The following is a 24,004-nucleotide window of genomic DNA, read 5'->3' as shown; positions in this document are numbered from 1 at the left end:
TCGGCTCCTATCTCGATGAGGGTTCCGGGGCCGACGCCGACTCCGATACGAATGATGAGGTCCACCCAGTCGAGCATGATTCCTTCCAAGATTCGGGCAGGGCGGCACCAGGGGACAGTGAAATGTGTGGCACATACCCGTTGGACAATGAGGGGGCAGGACACGCGGATGTGCGAGTCCTGGAGCAAAGGCGCTCTGACCAGCCCGAACAGCCTCAGCAGAAGGTGAGGTGGGACGACTCAACGATCGGTGGTGCGGTGGAGGGCCTCTATTCTGACGCCATGCCCACACGTTTCTTGCCGGTTCTGCTCGATTGCGACCCTGGGATTGACGACGCGTTCGCGCTGGCCTACCTGGCGAGCCGCGACGATGTCGAGACCGTCGGGGTGGTGACGACAGCTGGCAATGTCGGTCAGGACGACGTGCTGCGCAATGCCCTGGGGCTGACCGAGCTGCTCGGGATGGATGCCCCGGTGGCGCGTGGGGCGGACGCGCCCCTCGTCGAGCCGGTGATGACCGCCGAGGAGACCCATGGACCCCACGGTTTGGGGCATGCCCAGCTGGGGGACTGCGGACGTCACCCCGATGGGCGCAGCGGTGCGCAACTGTGGGTGGATCTTGCCCGGAAATACCCCGGCGAGCTGGTCGGCATCGTCACCGGGCCGCTGACGAACCTCGCGCTGGCGCTGCGGGAAGAACCGGACTTGCCGCAGTTGTTGCGGGGGCTGCACGTCATGGGTGGAGCGATCAACCACCGTGGCAACACCGGCCCGACGAGCGAGTGGAACATCGCGGTGGACCCGGAGGCCGGCCATGAGGTGTTCGAGGCATGGGGGAAGGCGTCCAAACGGGTCGTGCTTGGGGCGTTGCAGGCCACTGAGGTCATCAGGCTGGACGAGAGGGATCGTCGGGCTGTGAAGGAGCTAGGGGAACATCCGGTTGTGAAAGTCTTGGCCGACGCGCTGAGGTTCTACTTCGAGTTCCACGAGGCTGACGGGTTGGGATGGTGTGCGTACTTGCACGACCCGCTCGTCGTCGCCAACGCGGTGACCGGGAGATTTGCGACGACGCGGCCACTGGCCGTCGACGTCGAGCTGACCGGGACGCTCACCCGTGGCCAGACCGTCGGTGACGAGTTGGGGCGCTGGGGCAAAGAGCCCAACGTCGACCTGTTGTGCGAAGTTGATGCTGAGGGGTTCATTGAGCATCTTTTGACAACGTTGCGGACGGGGTTGGGCTGAGACGTGGAGTTGCCTGCGTTCTTGCGGCAGCGACAGCCGTAGCTGCGACCGGATGTACCAGGGACGAGAAGCAATTAGCGGTTCCGGTTGACGCGGTGGCGGCAGCGCCACGGCCGGGTCATCCAGTTCGGTCTCATGCCAACCAAGCTCATGCTGTTCAACCTCGTGCGGCTGGGAGTCACGCGGGCGGATGTGTGCGGGTGAATTCTCATTCGGAGTGGGAGGCCACGTTGTGGTGGCTTGATCCGTCTCAGAATCCCAGGATCGTCATCAAAAGCTGATACTTAATAACTAGTTCCTGTCCAAGCTTATGTGACTGAAGCATCTCAGTGCTGGGGTTGAATCGTCTGAACTTGATGCCGGTGTCCTGGACACCCGAGCCAGTCGTAGCCGAGGCCGACAGAACCATATGCATGCGCTGTGCATGGCAGCTATGCTTAGTGCATGGCGACCATTCAGATTCGCAACGTCCCGGAGGAGACCAGCAGGGAACTCAAGGCGCGAGCGGCTTTGCAAGGCAAGTCGTTGAGTGAATACACCCTGGAAGTGCTACAGAACACGCTCAAGAATCCCTCACGCGAGCAGTTGATGCAGCGCATCATGGCGCAGACTGCTAGGACGGATTTGCCACCGATGGTCGAGGTGTTGCAAGAAGGCCGGGAAGGACGATGACACTCGTCGTCGATGCGTCCGTGCTCGCCGAAATGCTCGTTGGTAGCACGGTTGGGCATGCGGCATGGCAGCAATGGGGCGGCGAGGAGTTCATTGCTCCCCAACATCTGCCTGCAGAGATTGCCCATGTCGTACGAAACCTTTCCTTGGGGCATCTCATCACCGATGCGGAGGCAATGCGGATATTGTCGGACTTCCGAGCATTCAAGGTGGAGTTGTATCCGGTGGAACCACTGATGGTGGATGCGTGGGAGATGCGGCACAACGTGTCTGCTTATGACGCGCTGTACGTGGTGCTGGCGCGTCTGTTGGGTGCGTGTCTGTTGACGTGTGACCGTCGTCTGGCTGTGGCAGCCCCCGATGTCGCTGTGGTGCCCACAACATGACCATGTGGCTGTCGCACATGCGTAGGATCCGGCCATCCAGTGACGTATGGTTCGCACCACGGTAGGAAGGCCCCGCTGCACTCCTGACTTTCTACGACGGGGTGGGAGGCATGGACGCCTTTGAAACCTTGGTGCGCCTTTTCTACGAGGGGGTTCGGTGCGATGAGGTGCTGTGGCCGATGTATGGCCCGGACGATCTCGAAGAGGGCATCGTGGCTCAGCCACTTTCTTGGCCAGCATCGGGGCTGCTCGTTAGTCCAGCAACGTCTTCACGTCGTCGAGCCCGTCTGCGTTGCTGGCTATGGAGCGGGCGACGGGAATCGAACCCGCGTATCCAGCTTGGGAAGCTGGCGCTCTACCATTGAGCTACGCCCGCAATGTCTGAAGACTTGAGATAGCCTAGCGCACCACGTCAGAGCTGTGCGAACCCGCATACCTCAGTAGTGTTGGGGAACCCTGCCGTACCTCATTGGAAAGGTCGGACGTTCGGCTTCGTGGGTGACTGGTCGCAGCGAGTCCATCCAGCGTCTCACCGGCGGCAGCCAGACCATGACGCCGGCGGCTATGAGGAACGGCATCCCGATCCATGACACCCAGTTGAGGGTCACTGCCGCGCACCCGACGGCAACGCCGCCGATGGCACCCCAACGTACCCACCGGCGTCCCAGCCAGGTATTGACGGCCAGGATCCCGGGCATGGCCACCATCGCGGCGGCGATGGACATCATGGCGGTGGCCAGGAGCACTGATGCTAGGGATCCGGGACGAGAGTGGGTCCACGTCATGAGGTTTGTGGCCTGGATGAAGGTCTGCATATGGATGGACTGCCACCACGCGATTAAAAGCGCAGCGGCGGCAGCGACTGCTGCGGCGAGGTAGAGCCCGGCGGCGATCCGTCCCACCTTTGCCGACGACGCGGCTTGGGCTTCGGGGACTTCGGGTGGGGGAAGGGTGGCAATCGTCTCGGCGCTGGCACGTGGCGGTGCGCTCGGGGAGACGTCCTCTGGCTCGGCATGGCGGGGCTTTGGGTGCGTGGACTGCTCGGTCACGATCCTCCTGGTGACGGGTTATTCCAGCCTAGACGTAGTGGCCAATCTCGTGAATATGAGTTGGCATGGCTAGCGGGTTAGCTTGCTGCGCCAGAGTCCATTTTTTATACGGATATGCGGGCGTAATGACTGGGCCTCGAAGGAAAAGACACCGAACGTGGTAGGACCATGACTATGGATCCACTGACCGCCCTGGAAACCTCCACCCGTATCGCCGCTGGTGACGTCGGGATCCTTGACATTGTCGACGCCGCCCTCGAGGCGGCACATGCCGACGAATGTCACGCTTGGACCTGGATCGATGACACCGGGGCTCGGAACACCGCCCGAAAACTCCAGCGTCAACTCGATGCCGGACAAGCCCGTCCCGGCCCGCTGTTCGGTGTTCCCTGCCCGGTCAAGGACCTCAACGCCTTAGCCGGGGCGCCCCGAGCCGTCGGTAGCCGAGCTGTCGGCGGGACGCCTTCGGACCACGACGACGGCATCGTCACTCGGCTCAAGGCCGCCGGTGCCATCCCGATCGGTACGACGGCCGCTCCCGAGTTTGGGCTTCCTTGTTACACCGAGCCGGATGGTCGGGCGGCGACCGTCACTCCGTGGGACCACACCCGAATGGCGGGAGGGTCCTCTGGTGGTGCTGCGGCCGCAGTCGGGGCTGGTCAGGTGCCGATCGCTCAAGGCTCCGACGGCGGCGGGTCGATACGCATCCCGGCGTCATGTTGCGGTGTCGTCGGCCTCAAACCCAGCCGTGGGCGAGTTTCGGCCGGTCCTTACGGGATCGACGGTCCCGGGCTGGTCTGCGGTGGGGTGCTGACCCGCACGGTGCGCGACACCGCAGCCGCTCTTGACGTGCTGTCCGGGCCGTGGCCGGGGGACCCCTTCTACGCCCCGACCCCGACCGAGACCTTCTTGTCGGCCTGTGGCCGTGATCCGGGACGGCTGCGCATCGGAATTCTGCGCGAACCGGTTATCGCTGACGTCCAGGTCCATCCGGACATCCTGGCCGCATTGGACCGGACGGCCGCCACCTTGGAGTCCATGGGCCACGTCGTCGAGCAGACGAGTGCCCCGTTCGGCCCGCGTGAGTGGGACTCTTTTCGGTGCGTGTGGGAGTGGGGGCGGCGGCGATACCGGTCCTGTCCGAACGTGAGGAGCTCTTCACACCCATGTCTCGTTGGCTGCGGGCCGGGGGCCGACGTCGCAGCGGAGTCGAGCTGGCCGAGGCGTTGGCCGGTATCCAGATGGTGGCCCGTCAAGTCGGGCAGCATTGGCAGCGGTTCGACGTCATTGTTAGCCCGACCTTGGCCCAGCCTCCTTTGCCAGTTGGGGCTTTGCGGGACGATGAGGATCCGGCGGCCGATTTTGACGCCCAGTGTCGCTTCACACCGTGGACCAGCTTGTGGAATATCACCGGGCGCCCGGCAATGAGCCTGCCGCTGCACAACACGAGGATCGATGGTGTCGAGCTGCCGATCGGCATCATGATTGGCGGTCGGCTGTACGACGAGGCCACCCTGCTGGCACTCGGATGTGCCCTAGAAAATACTCGGGACTGCGAACGCAGCTGCCGATGATCAAAACTCCCGCCTTACCTGCGGTGGCAGCACTGACATGCCTGCCCACGGGCCCGGGCGGGAGTTTTTGCATGTCGACCTGTGCGCAGCCACGGCCGCGCACAATGACGTGACGTGACGAAAATCGTCACTTGCCGCGACTGCCGCACATAATGATCGCCCCAGAACCGAAACGGTCCTGGGGCGAATGTGGGTCAGGGTTGTAAGTCAGACCTCAGTCCTTCTTCATGGTGCCGGTCTCGAGGAACCGGGTGTGCCATGAGTACGCCTCACCCAGCAGGTGCGGGGTGTGCTTGAACTTGCAGTCGCGCAGCGCACGCTCGTAGTAGTCGAGCAGCATCGGACGGTAGTCCGGGTGGGCACAGTTCTCGATGATCTTCGGGGCGCGCTGGCGTGGGGCCAGGCCACGCAGATCAGCGATGCCTTGCTCGGTGATGATAACCATGCCGTCGTGCTCGGTGTGGTCGACGTGGGAGACCATCGGGACGATCGCCGAGATGGCGCCACCCTTGGCTGTCGATGGGGACACGAAGGCCGAAATGTAGGCATTGCGGGTGAAGTCGCCGGATCCACCGATGCCGTTCATCATCCGCGAGCCCATGACATGGGTCGAGTTGACATTGCCATAGATGTCGGCCTCGATCATGCCGTTAGCGCCGATGACGCCGAGGCGGCGAATGACCTCGGGGTGGTTCGAAATTTCCTGCGGGCGCAAAATGATGTGATCGCGGTAGAAGGCTGCATTCTCGTTCATCTTGTGCGCATAGTCAGGCGACAGCGAGAAGGCGGTAGCGGAGGCGACGTCAAGCTTGCCGGCGTCGATGAGGTCGATCATGCCGTCCTGGATCACCTCGGTGTACGAGGTCAGATGCTCCAGGTCGGAGTGAAGCAGGCCGTCAAGAACGGCGTTCGGGATGTTGCCGACGCCGGACTGGAGCGGCAGCAGGTTCTTGGGGATGCGTCCCTGCTTGACCTCGTTGTCATAAAAGTCGAGCAGGAATCCGGCGATCTTGCGAGAGTCGTCGTCGATCGGCTTGAACGGGGTGTTGCGGTCGGGGCCTGCGGTCTCGATGATCGCCACAATCTTGTTCTGGGGGATGTGGAGGAACTTGTCACCGATCCGGTCACCGGGATGGGTAATCGGGATCGGCACCCGGTTCGGAGGAAGCGCAAAACCACCGTAGATGTCGTGCATTCCTTCGAGGTCCTCGGACTGCCACGAATTTACCTCGATGATGACTTTCTCGGCGGTGTCACAGTAGACCGCGTTGTTGCCAACCGACGAGGTGAGGACGACATCCCCGTCCGCGGTGATTCGTGTGGCCTCGATGACGGCGAAGTCGACCTTGCCGAAGAAGCCCTGACGCACCATCATGCCCGACTCCGACAGATGGATGTCGGTATAGAAGGAGGTGCCGTCGTTGATCTTGCTTCGCATCTGGGGATCGGACTGGTACGGCATACGCCAGCCGATGCCGTCGACAGAGGCGAGGGCGCCGTCGAGTTCAGGAGCGGTCGAGGCTCCGGTGAAGACGTTGACGGTGAACTTCTCACCACGGCCGTGGGACTCTTGGATGCGCTTGGTCAGTGCGCCTGGAAGTTCCTTGGGGTAGCCCGACCCAGTGAATCCACCGAATCCGATCTGGTCGCCGTCATGGATGAGGGCAGCCGCGTCGTCCGCGCTCATCACTTTCTGACGCAGGGCTGCGTTGGCAATCCGCTCTGACATCTGTCCTCCTGCCGCCGTGCGGCTGGTTGTCGGTGACGGCACACAGCACTACCTGTGAACCGTCGAAGAAACACTGTTTCGTTCCCGGTGAAGGCGGTCCGAAACCGTGACATCACTGTATATGGCGTTCTTTAGAACGGGATGAGCTACCCCTGCTATTTGGAGTCGGGTGAGCACTGTTGCTCGTGGACAGGTGAAGTGTTTGCACGGATGTTCGTGACACTGCCCCACATGTCTGGTCGAGTGTGGCCTCCGCGGCGTCCGATCTTGGCCATGATCACAACGTTTCGACGCTGATCCGTGTGGACATGGTGAGGTCGCTGTGTGGGGCAACAATGACCGCATTGTCCTTGCAGGCCCCGGTCTCGACGCATACGAAATCGCGCCATGCCTGGGCTGTCGGGTTATCGGCATGTGTCGACGAGGAGCGTGGATTCCAGACCACGGCACTGGGACACCCTGTTGTCTCCACGTGGATCTGGCGTCCCCACGCTGAATCGAGGAGGGCTAGGGCGGGCCCGACTCCCTGGATGACGGTGTCAGTATCAGGAGCTACGGCAAGCTCGTTGGCGTCGAAGGACCCCTTGTCGCCGGTCGCGAAGTTGTGCCAGCTGGCGCCGCGAACGCCCCTGACCCGTGCCTGTGCGGCATCTGCGACGCGCAGGTAGGTGTGCCACATCCCCTCGACGACGCGTGGTTTCTGATCATGGTTGGTGAGAGTAAGCGTCATTTCTAAGGCTGTGTTCGTCATGACAACCTCGTGACGGATTCCGATGGACGCGGTCTCAGCAACCCCGACAACGCGGAAGGGATCAGCGACCGTTACTTCGAAGTCGGTGCGACGGGCTAGACCATGCTGGGGGTCCTGATCATTGTTGGGGCCGTGACCAAACCACGGGGCACACAGCGGGATTCCTCCCCGGATCACGGCCTCGGACTCGTCAGCATGCTCGGCGTCGAACCAGATGACGGGCTTGTCGTCGGCTTGCCAGGCCAACACTTGGCAGCCATGCTCTGCTACCTGCCAAGTGCCATTATGGGCCGAATGAAGGGTTCCAGGAAGGGTACTCATGCTCTTTATGATCATGGTCAGTGGGCCCACACGGCGCGGACTGTGTCTATCCGCTCACACCTGATGGTGTTTCGTGCAGCCTCGACGGCGACCGGCTTAGCGCAGAAGGCAATCGGCAGCCCAGCGATAGCGAACATGTCAAGATCGTTAGCTCCATCCCCTAGGGCGATTGTTCGCTCAAGAGCGACCCCACGTTCCGAGGCCCAGCGACGTAGCCAGGTTGCCTTTGCAGCCCGGTCGATGATGTCACCAACCACTCGTCCGGTGAGGTGATTATCGACGATCTCGAGCTCATTGGACGCTGCGAAATCAGCCCTGATCTGTTCGGCCAACGGATCGACTATGGCCGTGAACCCGCCAGATACCAATCCGACGGCAGCCCCAACGTCATGTGCAGCGGCCACTAGCTCGGCTGTCCCAGGGGCGATGACGGTGGCTTTCCACGCCTCTTCGAGGGCCCCGATATGCAACCCTTCCAGACACCTGACTCGGGCGTACAGGGACTGTGTGAAGTCCAGTTCTCCGACCATGGCGCGGGCGGTGATCTCGCGGACCTCATCGGCATTCCCGGCGCACTCGGCGAGTAGATCGATGGCCTCGGTGCGTGTGACGGTCGAGTCAACGTCGCAGACGATGAGACTAGGCGGATCGGTGGCCAGGGCGCCGTGGGGATGCAGCACACCGACACCGTTGGCGGCAGCGAGCTCACGCACTTGCGTCATATTGCCCTCGAAGGACATGGCGTATTCGAAAATATGGGCGGTCCACTCACCGGTGTGAATGCCGCGCATACAGGCCGCATCGGGCCATAGCAGGGTGTCGGGGGAGCGAAGGCTGGAGCGATCGTCGCTGACGAGGATGACGCGAGAATTCATGAGACTACGGTAGGTGCGTTTGGGCGGGTTTGGTCGAGGTCACGGCCTTTGGCGCGGTGCGGGCTTGAGGGCTTTCGGCTTATCGACGCACTGTTCGGATGACGGTGTATCGACGATTCCGCACGACTTGGTGGGTCGGCCCAACAGTGCGCTGGACATGAGACGCCCACGGCAGGTGGTTGTTGTATACACACCACAGAGTCCCGCCGGGGCGTAGCACGCGTGCGGCGTCAGCCAGCATGGCCAGGGTCGGGGCGTGATCCTGGGCGGTGCCACGGTGGAAGGGCGGATTGGTGACAACGACGTCGACGCTCTCATTGGGTATATCGACTAGACCATCGCACCAATGAGTGACGATGTCGAGCTGGTTCGCCTGAGCGGTGAGATGGGTGGAATCAATGGCTTGCCATGACACGTCGGTAGCGTGAATCGTGGCCTGGGGGAGCAGTCGCGCCAAATGGGCGGAGATGACACCATTCCCGCACCCCAGATCGACGGCGTCGGAGTGGACGTCGGCTGCGATGGCGTCGAGGTAGTCGAGTAGCAGGGAGGTTCCGGCGTCGACTCCGGCGGTGTGGAAGACACCTCCGTGGGCTCGGATCGTCAATCCGTTGACGGTGTTGGTGCGCGGCCATGTACCGGTGATGGCGGGGCGCTGCCGAGGTGACGAGAAGTGCAGCACACGGGCTTTGCGCACCCCGAGGCTGGCGTGGACCTCGTTAAACCAGCGGGCGGCGACGTCATTCATCGACCGGCTCATGTGCTTGATGCGCCCACCGGCGACGACATGGGCATCGGGGCCAAGGATGCGCCACAGCGTTCCTAACAGTTCGTCGAGTTCGTCGAGGCTGGCTGGCAGGCCCATCCACACCACGGGGCTGTCTGAAACGTCGCCTGCGGTTAAGGGGTTGAGGCGGATGGCTTCAGGGATGTCGGCGAGATCGCGGCAGTCATCAGCCCACGCCGCAACCCGTCCCTCGGCCATATGCATCAAGGAAGGACGCCCCAACACCCACACTGAGTCGGCGTGCGGTGATTCGGCGGCGATGAGCTCGTCAACGGGGTCCCGGGTGGCAGCATCCATGGTGGCAGTCTCCCAGATCGGGAGGGCGCCGACTTGGCGATGCTGTTCGGAGCTGTCAGTAAGCGCTGATGGTAACGTTAACATTGTCTTGTTGGGATGTTTCTCCGCAGCTATGGATAGTCGTTGCGCGGTAGTGGCGGCATAGAGTCAGGGTGTGGCAGTCCTAAGATGGCGACATGGCAGAGTCGCCCCTGGAAATACACGTCATCGCTGATTCGACGGGTGAGACCGCCGTTCGTCTGGCTCGGGCCGCCCGCAGTCAGTTCGAGGGGGCCCATTGGCACATCGTGCGCCACCCCATGATCGGCACCGTCCCGGAAATGGTTTCGGCCCTTGAGGCTGTCTCAGAGGCTCACGAGGCTGGGCAGTGGGTGTGCGTTGTGCATACCTTGGTGCTGCCCGATATGCGCCGAATGGTCTCCGATGCGTGTGAAGAGATGGGCATTCGTGAGCTCGACCTTATGGGTCCGATGCTCGAGGCGATGGAGGAGGCCTCTGGCCTAGATGCCGACGCGGTACCGCGCCGTCCGGTGGGTGTTGAGGCCGACTATTTCACCCGGATCTCCGCGATGGAATTCGCAGTCCGTAACGACGATGGCGCTATTCCCGACCGCCTGACCGAGGCTGATATTTGCCTGGTAGGTGTGAGCCGATCAGGAAAGACGCCGTTATCGATCTACCTGGGGTACTTAGGCTACAAGACGGTTAACGTCCCGCTGGTTCCTGGCATCGCTCCGCCGACCGAGCTCGCTGCGGTGGACCGATGGCGCATTGTTGGGTTGACGATTGACGCTCAGCGTCTGCTGGAAATCCGTGGTCGCCGAGTGCGTGGATTGGGCGGTTTTGGTAATGAGGACGGGTACGCGGACCTCGCCGCGATTTACGAGGAGCTGGACGAGGGTGGCAAGATTCAGCGTCGGCTGGGGTGCCCCATCATTGACACGACCGGCCTGGCCTTGGAGGAGTCGGCGACGAAGGTCATTGACGTCGTTGATCAGCGAGCCAAGACGGCGGGTACCCGGTTGCGCAAGCCTGCGGGGTCGTATCGCATGCGCCCCTGACTGCGAAGAGTCACAGAGGTCGGAAGGCGTGATGGCGGCGGAGCTTGCGCTCGTCGTAATTCTGTGGTCCGTGCTTTCACGCGCTGTGAGGAAGAATGAGAGCTGCGCATCAGGGACCGCCGCTGTACTCACCGCTGCCGGAGACCGCGCGATATGACGATGACTTGGTGATATTCGTCATTCTCGGTGGTTGCTGCTAGTGAAAATGCCCCACGAGCGTGAAAGAATGACCATATCCGGCCCAACTGAGGGCTGGGCCTCGGGTCCGCTACGCAGTCGCACGGGCCCGATCGCCGTGATTTGCTGAACAGGCTGACACAGATCGAAGGAGATCAGTCATGACTGACCGTTACGTGTATGACTTGTCCGAGGGCAGTGCGGAAATGAAACCGCTGCTCGGCGGCAAGGGCGCAGGAGTTGCCGAGATGAAGCGTCTCGGCGTCCCGGTGCCCGACGGGTTTACCGTCACCACCGAAGCCTGCGTGGACACCATGACGAGGAAGGGTGAGTGGCCCGAAGATCTGGAGTCCCAAGTATGGGACGGCCTTAAGCGACTTGAGGAGCGCACCGGTCGCGTCCTCGGTGACGACAAGAAGCCGCTGCTGGTCTCCGTGCGATCTGGCGCCGTGATCTCGATGCCCGGCATGATGGACACCATCCTCAACCTCGGCATCTCTGACGACACCGTTGAGGCCATCGCTAAGGAAGCTGGCAATGAGCGGTTTGCGTGGGACTGCTACCGCCGCTTCATCCAAATGTACGGCGAGGTCGTCGAGGGTATCGACGCTCACATTTACGAGGATGCCCTGACCGCCCTTAAAGAGAAGAAAGGCGTCGAGTCCGACACCGATCTGAGTGCCGATGACCTCAAGGGTCTCGTTGACACCTTCAAGAAGCTGTCGAACGAGCAGCTCGGTGGGAACTGGACAACCGATCCGCGTGAGCAACTGATGCGTGCCGTTGACGCCGTTTTCCGTTCCTGGCTCAACCCGCGTGCCTTCGTCTACCGCAAAGCCAACAAGATTCCCGACGACTTGGGTACCGCCGTCAATGTCATGCAGATGGTCTTCGGCAACCGTGGCGACACGTCCGCTACCGGTGTCTGCTTCACCCGTAACCCTGCCACCGGTGAGAAGGAGCTCTATGGTGAGTTCCTCGTTAATGCTCAGGGCGAGGACGTCGTTGCTGGTATCCGCACCCCGCGTTCCCTCGCCGAGATGGAGGAAGTGCTTCCGGAGGCCTACCACGACCTCATCGACACCATGAAGAAGATGGAGTCGCACTACCGCGATATGCAGGACATGGAGTTCACCGTCGAGAATGGCAAGCTCTACCTGCTGCAGACCCGTAACGGTAAGCGTACTGCTGCTGCGGCCCTCAAGGTGGCTCGCGACCTCGTTGACGAGGGGGTCATCACCAAGGAAGAAGCCCTCATGCGGATCGAGCCGGCTCAGCTTGATCAGCTCTTGCACGAGGCGATCGACCCGGACCACAGCGAGCAGCCAGTTGCCGAGGGCTTGCCGGCCTCCCCGGGTGCTGCTGTTGGTGAGGCTGTCTTCGACGCTGACGTTGCTGCTGAGCGTGGCGCTAAGGGCGAGAAGGTTGTCCTCATTCGCTTTGAGACCACCCCTGACGACATTCACGGCGTCATCGTCAGCCAGGGCGTTCTGACTGCCCACGGTGGCATGACTTCCCACGCGGCCGTTGTCGCCCGTGGCATGGGCAAGCCCTGCGTTGCCGGCGCTCGTGGCATCAAGATTGACGCTAAGGCCGCCACCCTGACCATTGGTGACACCGTCATCCACGAGGGGGACATGATCACCCTTGACGGATCCACTGGTGAGGTCTTCGCCAGCGGCCTCAAGCTCATTCCACCGCAGATCAACGCGGACTTCCAGGAGGTGCTCTCCTGGGCCGACGAGATCCGTCGCCTAGGTGTTGAGGCCAACGCCGACAATGCCACCGACGCTGCCAAGGCTCGCGAGCTGGGTGCCGAGGGCATCGGGTTGTGCCGCACCGAGCACATGTTCTTCGGTGCTGATCGTCTGCCGGCCATGCACGAGATGATCACCGCGGACACTCCGGAGGAGCGTCAGGCAGCCGTCGACAAGATCCTGCCTATGCAGCAGGATGACTTTGAGGGTATCTTCACCGCGATGAAGGGCCTGCCCGTCACTGTCCGGTTGCTTGACCCGCCTCTTCACGAGTTCCTGCCGAACCTCGTTGAGCAGTCCCTCAAGGTTCAGAAGATGGAGAACCAGGGTGCTGACGCTGGTGAGCTCGACAAGGAACGTCGTCTGTTGGCCCAGGTGAAGAAGCTGCACGAGCAGAACCCGATGCTCGGTACCCGTGGTTGCCGTCTTGGCATGCTCTACCCGGAGATTCCTGACATGCAGGCCCGCGCGATTATTCGCGCTGTCCTGTCGGTGCTCAAGAAGGAGGGTGAGACCGTCCAGATCCACATCATGATCCCGTTGGTCTTCACCCCAATCGAGCTTGAGACCCATCGTCGGATCGTTCAGCAGGCCATCGATGAAGAGTTCGAGTCTGCCGGTACCAAGGTCGACGTCAAGATCGGAACCATGATCGAGTTGCCGCGTGCCGCCCTGGTTGCCGACAAGATTGCCGAAGTTGCTGACTTCTTCAGCTTCGGTACCAACGACCTGACCCAGACCACGCTGGGCATCAGCCGTGACGACGCCGAGAATGGCTTCCTCACTGAGTACCTGCGCACTAAGGTCCTCAAGGACAACCCGTTCGCCTCGATCGACCAAGAGGGCGTCGGCCAGCTCGTTGCCGGAGCCGTTGAAAAGGGCCGCAAGACTAATCCAGAGCTGTCTGTCGGGGTCTGCGGTGAGCACGGTGGCGATCCGGACTCGATCCACTTCTTCAACAAGACTGGGCTCGATTACGTGTCCTGCTCGCCGTTCCGTGTACCGATCGCGCGGTTCGCTGCGGCCCAGGCAGTCATCTCCCAGCAGGAGAAGTGATCTGCCATCGCATTATTGATGTGTGATTCTGCGGCCTCTCCATCGTGGTGGAGAGGCCGCATACACGCCGGTATGTACCGGCTACTTCGCATCCGATTGGAGGGGGTTCGTCGACTCGGGTCCATAGTCGCGGAATAATGGCATTAATCGTGCCTCGACTTCTGGAGGATCAATGTCCCAGACTTTCGGTGCTTGGCGTGCCACCTACATCCCTGGTTCCTGGGTGGTGCTGACTGGGCCGAGCAGTCTCGTCGTCATGCAGCCAGCTGCCCCGCGCCACTCCGGCCTGGTGTCGTCCATCTGGCGGCACGTAGCCGAGGCCAAGGATCCCGAGTCGCTTGTTGAAACCCTCTCGATCATCGGGCTGGCCAAGATGCCCAGCTTGGGGGCGTTCTTTTGGGTGGATGGGGAGATGTATTCCCTGGCGCGTGGCCAGATCGTCGTCAAGGACGCCTCCACCGGCGAGATCGTCAACCACGGTGACGGTCTGTTGACGTGGAGCGAGAAGAAACTGAACCCGGCGACCATCGTCGTCGAAATGGAGCAGGCTGGGCAGGGACTATCGATGCCATTGCTGCTAGGTGTTGCCCAGGCGAGCAAACTCATCATCGATGCCACCGGCAATGTTGAGCCCTTCATCGTACCGCAGACCGACGAAGTCCATCGTCCACGCGTGTTAGGTGACGATGCGCTCAAGCCGTGGACATCAGAGTCGGACGAGGCTCACAAGGCTGACGAGTCTGAGGGCTCTGATGAGACGGGTGAGGACGCCGGGTCAGGCGAGGCACCCGATGATGAGGACCGCGCTCCCGGATTCGTGGAGGTTCCGGCCCCGGGCGAGGTTCCTGAGACCGCCGTCGGGCCTGCGTCTGTCACCGAGTCCGCCACAAGTGACGAGGCCCGGGAGTCTGACGGTGAGGATGCTGTTGCCCCAGTTCGCTCTCAGGATGATTCCCATGGCGACTGGCGCTTTGCGTCGATCTCGACGAGCGACCGTCTGTCTTCGCAGTCGGACGCTGCGGCTGCCACCCTCGTCTCGAGCACCGGAGAGGTGACCCACCTCTACGGTCCTGTTCTTATTGGGCGGGCTCCGCGAGGCGATAATGGCGAGGACATCATGCGGGTGCCGTCGCCGGGGCAGGACATTAGCCGTACCCACGTCAAGGTCGCTCCTGGCCAGTGGGGGATCGAGGTCACTGACATGCATTCGACGAACGGCACCGTCGTTTGCCGCATCGGCCAGGAGCCGTTGCAGTTGGAGAGCGGCCAGACGGTCGACCTGTCCATCGGTGATTCGGTCGATCTAGGTGACGGAGTTGTCATCACTATCGAGGCTTATCAAGGCTGACTCTGGGCGTGGATGTCCTGGAACGACGCTGCCCTCGTTTCGGGAGGAGATTTCGACACCAAGCTGTAACGTCACCGGTTCGCCCTTTGCGAGTTAGTCTCCTAGTGTGATTCCTTGGGTTTACCCAGAATCAGGAAGGAAGTCCGATGGGACACATTCTCGTGTTGTCGGGAGCTGGGCGTTATGCGGACAACATCCACGATTTTGACGCAACCTCCGAGGCTGTCTCCCAGGTCTTGACTGAGCGGGGCCATCAGGTGGAGGTGAGGCGATCGTATCCGGAGGCCTTGGATCACCTCGCCGGCGCGGATCTGCTCATCGTTAATACCGGGGGTGGCGACCCGGAGGAAGAGTGGGACTACATCCCGGAGTGGTCGCGCGCCCACAGCAAGATCCTGGAACATCACGAGGCTGGCAAGCCAATCCTCGGACTACACACTGCGTGCAACACCTTCTGTGACTGGGACCTGTGGTCGTCCATTCTTGGCGGTAAGTGGGTGCTAGGAGTGAGCGGACATCCTGAGAGGTCCTACGCCGTCTTTGAGCCCATGCCGGAAGCGGCAGATCACCCGATTCTGCGTGGTGTTGAGCAGGTAGTGGTCTATGACGAGCGCTACTCCGACCTGGACATCAACCCGCTCGCGACCCCGCTGCTGTTCCACGAGACCGGAGAGGAATTCCACCCGATGTGCTGGGTGATGGGCAATAGCGTCGTATATGACGGTCTGGGCCATTCGCCGCGCTCGTACTACTCGGCGTCGCGACGCCAGCTATTGTGCAACGAGGTCTCGTGGCTGCTTAACTGGAAACGTCGCGAGGCTGCCGCCAAGGGCGCGGCTGAGGTTAATCCGTCGTTGACTCAGCCCGTGCTTTGACAGCGTCAACGCTACGCACGGCGTCACTCCGTGGGAGCTCCGGCAAGGATCTTGGCGGTCGAGGAAACTCCTAGACGCGTCGCCCCGGCCTCGACCATCGCGCATGCCGTCTGGTAGTCGCGGATGCCGCCGGACGCTTTGACGCCCAGACGTCCACCAACAGTGTCAGCCATGACCTTGACGGCCTCGACGCTTGCGCCGCCACGTGGGTGGAATCCCGTCGACGTCTTGACGAAGTCGGCGCCGGCCTTCTCGGCAGCCTGGCATGCCCGCACGATCTCGTCGTCGGTCAGCACCGCCGACTCGATAATGACCTTAAGGATCTTCGGATCCGGGACGGCCTGCTTGACGGCAGCGATATCGGCGGTGACGTCCTCCCAGCGTCCCTCCTTTACCAGACCAAGGTTGATCACCATGTCGACCTCCTCGGCCCCTGCGGCGATGGCCTCACGAGCCTCAGCAGCCTTTACTGCGCTGGTGTGCTTGCCTGACGGAAACCCGCACACGACGGCCAGATGCACGTCACCCATGTCGAGGTTCAACGGCAGCATCGATGGCGATACGCACACCGACCACGTCCCATATTTTTTGGCATCGGCGACCAGCTTGGCGACGTCGTTGTGGGTGGCCTCAGGGGTCAGCAGGGTGTGATCGATCATGCCGGCCAACTCGGTGGCAGACAGTGGGGCAGAGGACATGCCAGCTCCTTGTCTTGGGTAAGTGCCTCCAGCCTACTGGCTTGTCGTTAGTGGTCTCCTGTTCCAGCAGTCCCATCAGGCGGCGTCTGCGCTCTTCGACGCTGAGCCTGCTACACCACGTGCAATGCTTCCCCGAATGAGGAACATCATACCAGTGGCAGCAGGAAGCCCTGTGATAGAAAAGGCGGCTAATGCCATCATGTTCAAGGATTTCAAAATGGCCGCCACGTGAAAGCTGGGGACGCCGATTCATGAAGTCGGTGGCCATGTCAATCAGCTCGTGGGCATCCTTTTGACACATACGGCATTATCCTTCATGGAGGTAATTCATGCCCCTGCAAGACCCATGCTAATAGCTAGATGGTAGTCAAGTGGCTTTCTGTCATAGTATTCTTGCGCTCACCACGGCGTCTCACCGGCAAGATTCTCTCTTGCCCTGTGAGACTGTTCCAGTCTTTGAGGTCTTCGGGGTTAATGTATACGCTGTCATTAATGACGACAGCGTGTACCGTTATTACATTTATTCGTCTTATCGTCATCCCAATCTTGGGGGCATATTGCCTCACGAAGGGGATAGAAGCTTTATAGACGTGATGCTAACTTGAGGTCATTGGGGAGGACTCGAGAGGTCATAGATCCAGATGTCATGCAGACCTGTGCTTTGGGGGGATTCGTTCCAGCGCGAGGCGAGCGGGTGATCGCCTATAGGCGGGCTAGGAGAGAAATCGCTTGGACGCTCTCATTCTGCAGGTTTGAGAACGTAACCTGCCCCACGCATGGTGTGGATCATCGGTTTGTGTCCCCTGTCGATCTTCTTGCGCAGGTAAGAGATGTACAACTCGACGACATTGGCTTGACCTCTGAAATCGTAATTCCACACTCGGTCAAGGATCTGGGCTTTGGAGAGCACTCGCTTGGGGTTGCGCATGAAGTAGCGCAGCAGCTCGAACTCGGTGGTCGTCAGGTGGATTTCTTCGCCTGCTCGGCGTACCTCCCGGGAGTCCTCGTCAAGGGTGAGGTCTCCAACCGTCAACATGGAGTCGGGCTTGGGTTCGGTGGCCCCCGAACGGCGCAGGAGGGCGCGTAACCGGGCGATGACCTCTTCGAGGGAGAAAGGTTTGGTGACGTAGTCATCCCCGCCGGCGGTGAGGCCAGCGATACGGCCACTAGCGGCGTCTTTGGCAGTAAGGAAAACCGCCCGAACAGTGGGCTGGTTTATTCGGATCTGCCTCATGACTTCGAGACCGTCGAAATCAGACAGCCTCATGTCGAGGACGATGACGTCAGGGCGGGTGGCCTGTGCTTCGTGGACGGCATGAGCACCGGAATTAGCGGTGGTGACGTCCCATCCCTCGTAACGCATGGCCATGGAGAGCAACCCAGTGAGGCTCGGTTCGTCCTCAACGACCAGGACGCGGATGGGGGACCCGTCAGCGCGGGTGAATCTGGAAGGTTGCGTGGGGAATGCCATGGATTAAGGGTTTCACGTGGAAAGTCCGTTTTGCCTTATGGGTCTCCTGTTATATTCCTGTGAAGATGGGCAACGGTGTAACGCCTGCTGCGGCCGGGGCTGATGTGAAGTCATGGTGAACTCTTGGCTAACAACAGCGCTAGCGGAGCGGTGCGATAGTTGGAGCTGCGCTGTCAAACACCGCGTGAAGTCGGGTTTACACGACGGAGTTTTGTGTCGGACGGCAGCGTGTCGGGTGAAAATCGTTTACCTTGATGTCATCTGAGGTGATCCCGCCGCGCGAAGATAGGCCAACTGGGCGTAACGTGTCAGCCGGCTGGAGCTGCTCCCGGGTTCTGGCTGACCGTCCTCCCCGCTCCGGTAAGGGGCGGGGGATCCCAGCTTGCCGTCCGGGGGCGTTACGGCCCGCACGAAGGATCTTGCATGAGTTCGACTCTGTTAATCGTGGTCATCGTCGTTGTGACGGCGTTGGCATTCGACTTCACTAACGGCTTCCACGACTCAGCCAATGCTATGGCAACGTCGGTGGCAACCGGGGCACTCAAGCCCAAGGTGGCCGTCATCATCGCGGCTGTGCTCAACGTCATTGGCGCGTGCCTGTCGACTGAGGTCGCCAAGACGATCTCGGGCGGTATCGTCAACGATCACCTGGTGACTGCTCCCATGGTCTTTGCTGGACTTATCGGTGCCATCATTTGGAATCTGGCAACGTGGCTGTTCGGTCTGCCATCCAGCTCCTCCCATGCTCTCTTTGGTGGCCTTATCGGTGCTGTGTTGGTTGAGGCTGGTATGAGTGGCATCGACGCTGGCAAGATCATGAGCAAGATCGTTCTACCGGCCTTGGTTGCCCCTTTTGTTGCGGGTATCGCGGCCTTAGTGGCCACGTGGCTGGCTTACCGCATCACCAACCACACTGCCCACCACTCTTCGCGGATGTTCCTTAACGGCCAGCGAGTCTCAGCTTCCATGGTCGCTCTCGCGCATGGCACCTCTGATGGTCAAAAGACGATGGGCATCATTACCCTGGTCCTCATTTCCGCTGGATACCAGGCCTCCGGCACTGGCCCAGAGTGGTGGGTCATCCTGGCTGCGGGGTGCGCCATCGGTCTAGGTACCTACTCGGGTGGTTGGCGCATCATGCGGACCATGGGCAAAGGTCTATGTGATATCGAGTCTCCGCAGGGTTTTGCGGCTGAGACGGCCTCCACTGCCGCGATTCTGGCCTCTTCGCACCTGGGCTTCGCCCTGTCGACCACCCATGTCTGTTCGGGATCGATTCTGGGCTCGGGTATCGGCCGTCACACTGAGGTTCGCTGGGCCACCGCTGGAAAGATGGTTATCGCGTGGCTCGTCACGCTGCCGGCGGCCGCTCTCGTTGGTGCCGTCACCTCAGCCGTCGCCGGTGCCGGCACTTGGGGCGTCATTGTCGACCTCGGCTTGCTGGCTGTCATGGCCGCACTGATTGTCCGTCAGGCCAACCAGCACAAGGTTGACCATAGGAACGTTAATGACTCCACCCAGGTGGGCGTCCGTAAGGGCTCCGCCGTAGCCGGAGGGACTGCAGCATGAATATTGATTGGACTTCGCTAGGGCTGGTGTCCGTCGTCACCGTCGTGGCCACCGTTCTCATTGTCTCCGTCGTTTCGGGTGGGGCACTAATGCTCGATCGGGCGCATGCGCGCGCGGAGGCTGGCAGCGACGGTGCCGCCGGGTTGGTGGCTCTGGGCTGGACGGCGATTGGCGTCGCAGGCCTCATCGTCTTGTATGGGTTATACCTGCTTATCCCGTATTTTCACTGACGTGAAGTGCGGAAGCTGCCGGACGGTTCGCCGTCCGGCATTTTTCATGGTCGGAAGGGGCCGTCTGAGGATGTCCTGACGAGACTTTCGGTGGGTGGGAATACTCCCGCCGGATCGTCGGTTGAGTGTAGCGAACTCAACTTCATGAAAAATCAGCCAACGTCAACTTGAGTGCTCGTGACTCAGAGGCTAGAGTTGAGTCGAAGTCGCTCAAGGGGATGTAGTCCCAGAACATTCGTCCATCAGGAGGAAACCAACTATGGCCCGTTCAGTCGGTATCGACCTCGGAACCACCAACTCGTGCGTCGCCGTCCTTGAGGGCGGCGAGCCCACTGTCATCCCGAACGCTGAGGGTGCTCGTACCACCCCGTCGGTGGTCGCATTCACTAACTCCGGCGAGACCCTCGTCGGCGAAGTCGCCAAGCGCCAGGCCGTCACCAACGTTGACCGCACTGTCCGCTCCGTCAAGCGCCATATGGGTGAAGCGTGGACCATGGGTGTTGACGACAAGACTTACAAGCCTCAGCAGATCAGTGCGTTCATCCTGCAGAAACTCAAGAGGGATGCCGAGGCTTACCTCGGTGAGCCGGTGACGAACGCCGTCATCACCGTCCCGGCTTACTTCTCTGACGCCCAGCGTCAGGCCACCAAGGAGGCCGGTGAGATCGCCGGTCTGGCCGTCGACCGTATCGTCAACGAGCCCACCGCAGCCGCCTTGGCATATGGCCTCGACAAGACCGACAAGGACCAGACCGTCCTGGTCTTTGACCTCGGTGGTGGCACCTTCGACGTCTCCCTGCTCGACATCTCCGACGGCGTTTTCGAGGTGAAGGCCACCAACGGCGATAACCACCTCGGCGGTGACGACTGGGACCAGCGCATCGTCGACTGGCTCGTCACCCAGTTCAAGAACGCTAACGGCATTGACCTGGCTGCCGACAAGATGGCCAAGCAGCGTCTGCAGGAGGCCGCCGAGCGCGCCAAGATTGAGTTGTCGCAGGCTTCTGAAACCCATATCAATCTGCCGTACATCACCGCTGGTGCTGCTGGGCCTCTCCACCTTGACGAGAAGCTGACCCGCGCTGAGTTCCAGCGCATGACCTCCGACCTCCTCGAGCGCTGCCGCACCCCGTTCAACGCCGTCATGAAGGATGCCGGACTCAACGTCTCGCAGATCGACGAGGTCATCCTCGTTGGTGGTTCGACCCGTATGCCCGCTGTCGCCGAGCTCGTCAAGGAACTCGCTGGTAAGGATCCGCACAAGGGCGTCAACCCCGATGAGGTTGTGGCCCTCGGCGCCTCCCTGCAAGCCGGTGTGCTGAAGGGTGAGGTCAAAGATGTACTGCTCCTCGACGTCACCCCGCTGAGCCTCGGCATTGAGACCAAGGGCGGCGTGATGACCAAGATCATCGAGCGCAACACCACCATCCCGACCAAGCGTTCGGAGGTGTTCACTACTGCTGAGGACAATCAGCCGTCGGTGATGATCCAGGTGTTCCAGGGTGAGCGTGAGTTCGTCCGCGATAACAAGTCGCTGGGCAACTTTGAGCTGACCGGTCTTATGCCGGCCCCGCGCGGCATCCCGCAGATCGAGGTGTCTTTCGACATCGACGCCAATGGCATCGTCCACGTCCACGCCAAGGACATGGCCACCGGGAAGGAGCAGTCCATGACTGTCACCGGCGGATCCGCCCTGGGCAAGGACGAGATCGACCGCATGGTCAAGGAGGCTGAGGCCAACGCCGAGGCTGACAAGAAGCGTCGCGAGGCCGTTGAGATGCGTAACGAGGCCGATGCCCTGGCGTTCCGTACCGAGAAGCTGCTCGACGAGAACTCCGACAAGATCCCCGAGGACACCAAGACTCCGGTGACTGAGGCCATCGCCACATTGAAGGAGACCCTGAAGGGCACCGACAACGACGACGAGGTTAAGGCCGCCATGGACGACCTCAACCAGAAGGCGTCCGCCATGGGCCAGGCGATCTACGCTGCCGCTCAGCAGGCTCAGGCCGAGAACCCGCAGGGCCAAGACGCAGAGTCGGCCAGCTCGGAGTCTGGTGATGACACCGTCGTGGATGCGGAAATCGTCGACGACGAGGACGAGAAAAAGTGACCGGGGCCACGGCCTGACCCCAGCCCCGCCGCCGGGTCGCCATCGCGATGGCCCGGCGGCCGGCACTCACGTGAAGGAACACAGATGACTGATAAGAACGTCAATCCCGACGACGACCAGGCCGACGAGAACCGCGACGACAACGTCGACGAGCGTTTTGCCGACATTGTTGGTGACGTCGACATCGACGCTGATCAGTCGGCCACTGACTCGCCGGCTCCGGAGGAACTGTCCCGTGAGTCCCAACTCGAGGCTCTGCTGGCCGAGCGTACCGAGGACCTGCAGCGTCTACAGGCCGAATACGTCAACTACAAGAGGCGTGTTGACCGTGACCGCGCGCTGTCGCGTCAGTCCGGTGTGGACAAGGTCATCACCGACCTTATGCCGGTGCTCGACTCAATCGCCATGGCTCGTCAGCACGGTGAGGTTGAGGGCGGTTTCAAGCTCGTCGTCGACGAGCTGGAGAAGGTCGCCAATAATCACGGCCTGACCAGTTTCGGCGAGGTGGGTGACGTCTTTGACCCGAACCTCCACGAGGCACTCATGCAGATGCCGATGGAGGGGGTCTCCGTCACCTCCGTCAGCCAGGTAATGCAGCCCGGCTACAAGCTTGGCGATCGCGTCCTGCGTCCGGCACGTGTGGCCGTCTCGGACCCGGATCCCAACGCGACCTCAGCCGATGAATCCAGCCAGGCTGATGGCGAGTCCGCTCAGGCTGACGAGGATGACGAGACGCCGCGTAACGAGTGACGGCGATCTTGGCCGACTACGATGAGGCCACCATGACCGCAAATCCGACGATGGCCAGGGAGGGAGGAATTAGATGAGTACCAAGGACTGGGCTGAGAAGGATTACTACAAGATCCTCGGTGTCTCCAAGGACGCGAAGCCCGAAGAAATTAAGAAGGCGTTCCGCAAGATCGCCCGGGACAACCATCCCGACTCCCACCCTGGTGATAAAGCCGCTGAGGCTCGTTTCAAGGAGGCCTCGGAGGCCAACGACGTGCTGTCGAACGTCAAGAAGCGCAAGGAGTACGACCAGGCTCGTAGCCTGTTCGGATCAGCAGGTGGATTCCGGTTCCCGCGTGGTGGAGCGCAGACCAGCGTCAACGTGGAGGATTTTCTACGTACTGCCTCCAACGGGGACGGGTTCGGTGACCTGTTCGGCAATCTCTTTGGGGCTAGCGGGGGACGTCGCACAGCGTCCCGGTCGCCACGTCGGGGAGCTGACGTTGAGGGGGAGACGACGATTTCCTTCGACGATGCCGTGTCTGGGACCACCGTCACTATGGACATGGTCTCTCAGGCACCCTGCCAGGCATGTCGGGGGACTGGAGCTCGGGCTGGTACCGTTCCGCGAGTGTGCTCGACCTGTCAAGGGTCGGGTATGCATGCTAGCTCGGCTGGTGGGGTGTTCGAGATGACCGAGCCCTGCCCGGATTGTCACGGTCGAGGCATGATCGTTGAGGACCCCTGTCAGGTCTGCCACGGATCGGGTCGGGCTAAGTCCACCAAGTCTATGCAGATCCGCATCCCTGCCGGGGTGGAGGATGGTCAGCGCATTCGCATTAAGGGCAAGGGGTCTCCTGGCGAGAATGGCGGGAAAGCGGGTGACCTTTACGTCAAGGTGACGGTGCGTCCACACGAGATCTTTGGTCGTGACGGCCACAACCTCACCGTCACCGTGCCAGTGACCTTTCCAGAGGCCACTCTGGGCGCCGAGGTGGAGGTGCCGACTCTAGCGGGAACGACCGTTCGACTGCGTATTCCGGCTGGGACACCGAATGGCCGTACCTTCCGGGTGCGGGGGCGTGGAGTGCCGCGTTCCGACGGCAGCAGGGGGGATCTACTCGCCACCGTTGAGATTGCTGTCCCGGAGAGTCTTGACGACGACGCCCGGCATGTCGTGGAGAGACTTCGTGACTCCCTCCCCCAGGCCACTCCGCGACCATGGGAGGTGAAGTGAG

Annotated in this window: 22 protein-coding genes, 1 tRNA gene and 2 pseudogenes; 16 read left to right on the top strand and 9 right to left on the bottom strand. The window is 61.4% G+C overall.

What is annotated here, in order from left to right:
• Positions 1 to 170 precede the first annotated feature (170 nt).
• The 4 genes and pseudogenes from CPA42_RS10955 to CPA42_RS13710 form a co-directional block, all read left to right on the top strand.
• A complete protein-coding gene (locus CPA42_RS10955) occupies positions 171 to 1,241 on the top strand; it encodes a nucleoside hydrolase (RefSeq protein ID WP_002516308.1) in 1,071 nt (356 codons plus the stop codon).
• A 444-nt stretch (positions 1,242 to 1,685) separates the two neighbouring features.
• Positions 1,686 to 1,913: a FitA-like ribbon-helix-helix domain-containing protein gene (locus tag CPA42_RS10945; protein WP_002514501.1), complete on the top strand. Its 228-nt coding sequence runs from the start codon at positions 1,686 to 1,688 to the stop codon at positions 1,911 to 1,913.
• Positions 1,910 to 2,299 (top strand): type II toxin-antitoxin system VapC family toxin, encoded by a 390-nt coding sequence (locus CPA42_RS10940; RefSeq protein ID WP_002516267.1) that lies wholly within the window; start codon positions 1,910 to 1,912, stop codon positions 2,297 to 2,299. Before CPA42_RS10945 ends, CPA42_RS10940 begins: the two co-directional genes overlap by 4 nt.
• Before the next feature lie 83 nt (positions 2,300 to 2,382).
• A pseudogene (locus tag CPA42_RS13710) lies at positions 2,383 to 2,493 on the top strand (globin); the annotation flags it as partial.
• A gap of 108 nt (positions 2,494 to 2,601) precedes the next feature.
• On the opposite strand, the gene CPA42_RS10935 reads toward CPA42_RS13710, so the two are convergent.
• Both CPA42_RS10935 and CPA42_RS10930 read right to left on the bottom strand, forming a co-directional pair.
• Positions 2,602 to 2,675 (bottom strand) — tRNA-Gly (locus CPA42_RS10935).
• 61 nt (positions 2,676 to 2,736) lie between these two features.
• On the bottom strand, positions 2,737 to 3,348 hold the full coding sequence (locus tag CPA42_RS10930) for a hypothetical protein (protein ID WP_002516359.1): 612 nt from the start codon (positions 3,346 to 3,348) through the stop codon (positions 2,737 to 2,739).
• A 168-nt stretch (positions 3,349 to 3,516) separates the two neighbouring features.
• Here CPA42_RS10930 and CPA42_RS13295 point away from each other — a divergent pair.
• Positions 3,517 to 4,368 (top strand): annotated as a pseudogene (locus tag CPA42_RS13295) (amidase); the annotation flags it as partial.
• 92 nt (positions 4,369 to 4,460) lie between these two features.
• A complete protein-coding gene (locus CPA42_RS12960; protein WP_002519488.1) occupies positions 4,461 to 4,922 on the top strand; it encodes an amidase family protein in 462 nt (153 codons plus the stop codon).
• A gap of 214 nt (positions 4,923 to 5,136) precedes the next feature.
• Here CPA42_RS12960 and CPA42_RS10920 read toward each other — a convergent pair whose 3' ends face one another.
• The 4 genes from CPA42_RS10920 to CPA42_RS10905 form a co-directional block, all read right to left on the bottom strand.
• Complete coding sequence (locus tag CPA42_RS10920) at positions 5,137 to 6,651, bottom strand: acetyl-CoA hydrolase/transferase family protein (RefSeq protein ID WP_002516227.1); 1,515 nt, start codon at positions 6,649 to 6,651, stop codon at positions 5,137 to 5,139.
• 277 nt (positions 6,652 to 6,928) lie between these two features.
• Entirely contained in the window at positions 6,929 to 7,738 is an 810-nt protein-coding gene (locus tag CPA42_RS10915) for an aldose epimerase family protein (RefSeq protein WP_002519486.1), read from the bottom strand.
• Positions 7,739 to 7,740: 2 nt separating this feature from the next.
• The gene (serB, locus tag CPA42_RS10910) at positions 7,741 to 8,598 is read right to left on the bottom strand and encodes a phosphoserine phosphatase SerB (protein ID WP_024513517.1); all 858 of its coding nucleotides are present in this window, start codon (positions 8,596 to 8,598) and stop codon (positions 7,741 to 7,743) included.
• Between the two features lie 79 nt (positions 8,599 to 8,677).
• Complete coding sequence (locus tag CPA42_RS10905) at positions 8,678 to 9,766, bottom strand: class I SAM-dependent methyltransferase (RefSeq protein ID WP_002519485.1); 1,089 nt, start codon at positions 9,764 to 9,766, stop codon at positions 8,678 to 8,680.
• A 92-nt stretch (positions 9,767 to 9,858) separates the two neighbouring features.
• Here CPA42_RS10905 and CPA42_RS10900 point away from each other — a divergent pair, with 92 nt between their 5' ends.
• The 4 genes from CPA42_RS10900 to CPA42_RS10885 all read left to right on the top strand — a co-directional run bounded on the left by CPA42_RS10900 (position 9,859) and on the right by CPA42_RS10885 (position 15,956).
• Positions 9,859 to 10,743 (top strand): pyruvate, water dikinase regulatory protein, encoded by an 885-nt coding sequence (locus tag CPA42_RS10900; RefSeq protein ID WP_002516217.1) that lies wholly within the window; start codon positions 9,859 to 9,861, stop codon positions 10,741 to 10,743.
• Between the two features lie 338 nt (positions 10,744 to 11,081).
• Positions 11,082 to 13,733: a pyruvate, phosphate dikinase gene (gene ppdK / locus CPA42_RS10895; RefSeq protein ID WP_002516208.1), complete on the top strand. Its 2,652-nt coding sequence runs from the start codon at positions 11,082 to 11,084 to the stop codon at positions 13,731 to 13,733.
• 172 nt (positions 13,734 to 13,905) lie between these two features.
• On the top strand, positions 13,906 to 15,081 hold the full coding sequence (locus CPA42_RS10890) for an FHA domain-containing protein (RefSeq protein ID WP_002516272.1): 1,176 nt from the start codon (positions 13,906 to 13,908) through the stop codon (positions 15,079 to 15,081).
• 146 nt (positions 15,082 to 15,227) lie between these two features.
• Positions 15,228 to 15,956, top strand: coding sequence for a ThuA domain-containing protein (locus CPA42_RS10885; RefSeq protein WP_002516291.1), 729 nt, complete (start codon positions 15,228 to 15,230; stop codon positions 15,954 to 15,956).
• Between the two features lie 23 nt (positions 15,957 to 15,979).
• On the opposite strand, the gene deoC is transcribed toward CPA42_RS10885, so the two are convergent.
• On the bottom strand, positions 15,980 to 16,654 hold the full coding sequence (deoC, locus tag CPA42_RS10880) for a deoxyribose-phosphate aldolase (RefSeq protein WP_002516188.1): 675 nt from the start codon (positions 16,652 to 16,654) through the stop codon (positions 15,980 to 15,982).
• Between the two features lie 22 nt (positions 16,655 to 16,676).
• Here deoC and CPA42_RS10875 point away from each other — a divergent pair, with 22 nt between their 5' ends.
• Positions 16,677 to 16,886, top strand: a complete 210-nt coding sequence (locus CPA42_RS10875) for a hypothetical protein (RefSeq protein WP_002519484.1) — start codon at positions 16,677 to 16,679, stop codon at positions 16,884 to 16,886.
• 124 nt (positions 16,887 to 17,010) lie between these two features.
• Here the strand turns inward: CPA42_RS10875 and CPA42_RS13635 are convergent, their stop codons facing one another.
• Complete coding sequence (locus CPA42_RS13635; RefSeq protein ID WP_002519483.1) at positions 17,011 to 17,193, bottom strand: hypothetical protein; 183 nt, start codon at positions 17,191 to 17,193, stop codon at positions 17,011 to 17,013.
• 200 nt (positions 17,194 to 17,393) lie between these two features.
• On the bottom strand, positions 17,394 to 18,125 hold the full coding sequence (locus tag CPA42_RS10865) for a response regulator transcription factor (protein WP_002516358.1): 732 nt from the start codon (positions 18,123 to 18,125) through the stop codon (positions 17,394 to 17,396).
• A 423-nt stretch (positions 18,126 to 18,548) separates the two neighbouring features.
• Here CPA42_RS10865 and CPA42_RS10860 point away from each other — a divergent pair, with 423 nt between their 5' ends.
• From CPA42_RS10860 to dnaJ, 5 genes are all read left to right on the top strand, one after another.
• On the top strand, positions 18,549 to 19,694 hold the full coding sequence (locus tag CPA42_RS10860; RefSeq protein ID WP_002514485.1) for an inorganic phosphate transporter: 1,146 nt from the start codon (positions 18,549 to 18,551) through the stop codon (positions 19,692 to 19,694).
• Positions 19,691 to 19,924 (top strand): hypothetical protein, encoded by a 234-nt coding sequence (locus tag CPA42_RS10855; protein WP_002514484.1) that lies wholly within the window; start codon positions 19,691 to 19,693, stop codon positions 19,922 to 19,924. The genes CPA42_RS10860 and CPA42_RS10855 overlap by 4 nt, the downstream gene beginning before the upstream one ends.
• A gap of 259 nt (positions 19,925 to 20,183) precedes the next feature.
• The gene (gene dnaK / locus CPA42_RS10850) at positions 20,184 to 22,037 is read left to right on the top strand and encodes a molecular chaperone DnaK (RefSeq protein ID WP_002514483.1); all 1,854 of its coding nucleotides are present in this window, start codon (positions 20,184 to 20,186) and stop codon (positions 22,035 to 22,037) included.
• A gap of 84 nt (positions 22,038 to 22,121) precedes the next feature.
• A complete protein-coding gene (gene grpE / locus CPA42_RS10845) occupies positions 22,122 to 22,787 on the top strand; it encodes a nucleotide exchange factor GrpE (protein ID WP_002516191.1) in 666 nt (221 codons plus the stop codon).
• 73 nt (positions 22,788 to 22,860) lie between these two features.
• Positions 22,861 to 24,003, top strand: a complete 1,143-nt coding sequence (gene dnaJ, locus CPA42_RS10840; protein WP_002516350.1) for a molecular chaperone DnaJ — start codon at positions 22,861 to 22,863, stop codon at positions 24,001 to 24,003.
• Position 24,004: the final 1 nt, after the last annotated feature.

This window comes from Cutibacterium acnes, assembly GCF_003030305.1.
In the GTDB taxonomy this organism is placed as follows: Bacteria; Actinomycetota; Actinomycetes; order Propionibacteriales; family Propionibacteriaceae; genus Cutibacterium; species Cutibacterium acnes.
Note: the sequence above shows the minus strand (reverse complement) of the source record. Positions and strands in the feature narration are given on the sequence as shown.